Annotated in this window: 2 protein-coding genes and 1 pseudogene; all 3 read right to left on the reverse strand. The window is 62.0% G+C overall.

Going from position 1 to position 3,349, the window contains the following annotated elements; all coding sequences use genetic code 11:
• A partial coding sequence (locus ACY69P_RS15400; protein ID WP_462328112.1) for a DMSO/selenate family reductase complex B subunit occupies nt 1–461 on the reverse strand: 461 nt, incomplete at its 3' end.
• 13 nt (nt 462–474) lie between these two features.
• Nucleotides 475–2,913 (reverse strand): DMSO/selenate family reductase complex A subunit, encoded by a 2,439-nt coding sequence (locus ACY69P_RS15405; RefSeq protein ID WP_462328113.1) that lies wholly within the window; start codon nt 2,911–2,913, stop codon nt 475–477.
• Nucleotides 2,914–3,126: 213 nt separating this feature from the next.
• A pseudogene (locus ACY69P_RS15410) lies at nt 3,127–3,349 on the reverse strand (hypothetical protein); the annotation flags it as partial.

Below are 3,349 nucleotides of genomic sequence, written 5' to 3' on the forward strand. Positions count from 1 at the left end.
CCGTAGTGGAGCGCCCTGCTGGGGCAGGCGGCGACGCAGGCCGGAGCCTTGCCTTCTTCGAGGTAGTCACGGCAGAAGTCACACTTGGTCATCTTGCCGATTTCGGGGTTGTACTGCGGGGCGGAGTAGGGGCAGCCCCATTCGCAGTAGCGGCAGCCCACACACTTGGTGTGGTCCACGCTGACGATGCCGTTCTCATCCTTGTGCATGGCCGTGGTGGGGCAGGAGCGCACGCAGATGGGATTTTCGCAGTGGTTGCACGACAGCGACACGTAGTAGGCGAAGATGTTCTGGTCACAGCTGCCGTCGGCATTGGTGATCCAGTTGCCGCCCACATATTCGGAAACGCGGCGGTACAGGACGCCTTCGGGCAGGTTGTGCTTGTCGATGCAGGCGATCATGCACGTCTTGCAGCCGGTGCAGGCTTCCATATCAATATAGAAAGCAGGTCTCTTGAGCATTGGTCAGACTCCTTTACGCCTTGGCGACCTGTACCAGATTGGTATGCTGAGGGTTGCCCTTTGCAAGGGGAGAGGGGCGCTGCGAGGTCAGAACGTTTACGCAGCCGCCGGTGTCCGCGCCCTTGGAGTTGGGCGTGAACCATGCGCCTTCGGGCAGTGAGAGCACGCCGGGCATCATTCTGGGGGTCACCTTGGCCACGGTGAACACAGTGCCACGGCCGTTGTAGACCTTGACCTTGTCGCCGTGCTTAATGCCGCGGGCGTCGGCGTCCATCGGGTTGATCCACAGTTCCTGCGGGGCAACCTGCTTCAGCCAGTCCACGTTGCCGTAGGTGGAGTGGGTGCGCTGCTTGTAGTGGTGGCCGATGAGCTGCAGGGGGAATTCCTCGCGCAACGGGTCGGACACGCCTTCCCATGTGGGGGTGTACTCGGGCAGGCCGGTAATGACGTCGCCTTCGGCAAGCTCCCACTTCTGGCCCAGTTCCCACAGGCGCTTGGAGAAGATTTCCAGCTTGCCGGAGGGCGTCTTGACCGGGTGCTTTTCCGGATTGTCGTGGAAGTCCTTAAAGGGCACGCTTGGCTTTTCCGTGTTCATGCGCTTGAAGATGCCCATGGCAAAGGCGTCTTCCAGCTTGGCCGGAAGCTCGGGCAGCAGCTTTTTGGATTCGTCGTAGATGTGCTGGACCCACTGCTGGCGGGTGCGGCCTTCGGTGAAGGTCTGCTCCGCGCCAAGGCGCTTGGCGATGCCTGCGCACATGTCGTACACGGTGCGGCACTCAAACATAGGCTCCACGGCGTGCTCGGCAAAGATGACGTAGCCCATCTTGGACGCAGACCCCTGCGGGGCGAAGTCGTCTTCCTCAAGGTTGGTCACGGCGGGCAGCAGAATGTCCGCATAGCGGGCGCTCGGCGTCATGAAGTTTTCAATGACGACGATGGTCTCGCACTTGGAGTCGTCCTGCAGAATCTCGTGGGTACGGTTGGCCTCGGAGTGCTGGTTGATGATGCAGTTGCCCGCGTAGTTCCAGATGAACTTGATGGGCGTTGCCAGCTTGTCGCGGCCCTTGACGCCGTCGCGGGTGGCGGTCATTTCCGTGCCGCGCTCGATGGCGTCAGTCCACATGAAGCACGAGATGGAGGTCTTCACCGGGTTGGACAGGGTGGGGAAGCTGGCAAAGGGAACGCCGTAGCCGCTTTCGCGTGCACCGGTGTTGCCGCCCTGCACGCCCACGTTGCCGGTGAGGATGGGCAGCATGCTGACGGCGCGGCAGTTCTGCTCGCCGTTGGCCTGACGCTGCACGGACCAGCCCTGCGAGATGTAGCACGGCTTGGCGGTGCCGATTTCGCGGGCAAGCTGGATGATGCGGCGCTGGGGGATGCCGGTGATTTTGGCGGCCCATGCCGGAGTCTTGGCCGTGCCGTCCTTGCCCTTGCCCAGGATGTAGGACTTGTAGGAATTTCCTGCGGGCACGCCCTCGGGCATGCTGTCCTCATCGTAGCCGATGGTACAGCGGCGGATGAAGTCGTTGTCCACGAGGTCTTCGGTAATCATCACGTAGGCCAACGCGCTGATGAGCGCCGTGTCCGTGCCGGGGCGGATGGGGATCCACTCGTCGGCCACGGTGGCGGCGGTGTCGGTGTAGCGCGGGTCCACAACGATGACCTTGACGCCGCTCTTCTGGCGGGCCTCGATGAGGTCGTGGATGATGCCGCCGCCGCTCATGCGGGTGGCGCCGGGGTTGTTGCCGAAGAACACCACCAGCTTGGAGTTGACGATGTCGGACACGGGGTTGCCGCTGACCCAGCCGTCACCAAAGGTGTAGGGCAGGGCCATGTCGATCATGGCGTCGCTGTAGGTGCCGTAGTGGTTCAGGTAGCCGCCGAGGCTGTTCATCAGACGGGCGATGGGTGTGGCGCCGGTGGGCCACGACTTGGAGAGCACCGCACCGAGGTTGCCGGTGCCGTAGTTCAGGTACACGGACTCGTTGCCGTGCTTCTTGATGGTGTCGCCAAGGCGCTTCGCCACTTCATCAAGGGCTTCGTCCCAGCTGATGCGCTCGAACTTGCCTTCGCCACGCTTGCCAACGCGGCGCATGGGGTACTTGATGCGGTCCGGGGCGTAGATGCGGTGACGCATAGAGCGCCCGCGCAGACAGGCGCGCACCTGATGGTTGCCGTAGGAGTCGTCGCCGAGGTTGTCCGTCTCGATGCGGGTAACCACGCCGTCCTTCACATGGGCGCGCAGGGCGCAGCGGCTGCCACAGTTGACGTTGCAGGAGGTCCAGACGATGTCTTCGGCCTCGGTGCGGGCGCTGACTGCGGGCTTCAGGCCGTAGAACAGGCCGCCGCCGGAAAGGGCGGCGACACCACCAAGTGCGGCGCTCCACTTGAGGAAGCTGCGGCGCTTGATGCCACCCTTTGCGGGAGTTTGTGATGCCTTTGTTTCGTGCATTCTCAATCCTTGAAGATGGTTTCGTGTGTGTTGGAACGGAAACCTGATCGTGTCCAAATTGTCACAGAAGGAACAAGATGCGTGCCACAGAGCGAAAGGCTATGATTTCAGGTAGATAGGCGAGATTGTGGCCGCACGCGCCGCGGCCTGTTCCACTTTTTGTGGAGGGTGCGGCGCTGTGTGGGGTGTCCGTGTCCAGCGTGGGCGGAAAAATTAGTCCTTGTCGATGTCAAAGCGCTTGAGCTGGGCGTAGATGCGGCTTTTGCCAAGGCCGGATATTTCACACGCTTCGCTCACCTTCCATCCGGCGGCTTCCATAAGCCCCGTAAAATAGCACTCGTCCATAACATTCAGAATTTCCTCACGAAAATCCTTGTAGTTCGGAAAGCCGCCCGTGGCGCACAGGTGGGCGTCGAAGACGCCGCGCATGGCGCGC

It is taken from the genome of Desulfobaculum sp. (assembly GCF_054921475.1).

What these genes read in the sequence shown, in the direction of transcription:
- ACY69P_RS15405 (WP_462328113.1), bottom strand. Translation starts at nt 2,913, where the DNA reads ATGCACGAAACAAAGGCATCACAAACTCCCGCAAAGGGTGGCATCAAG.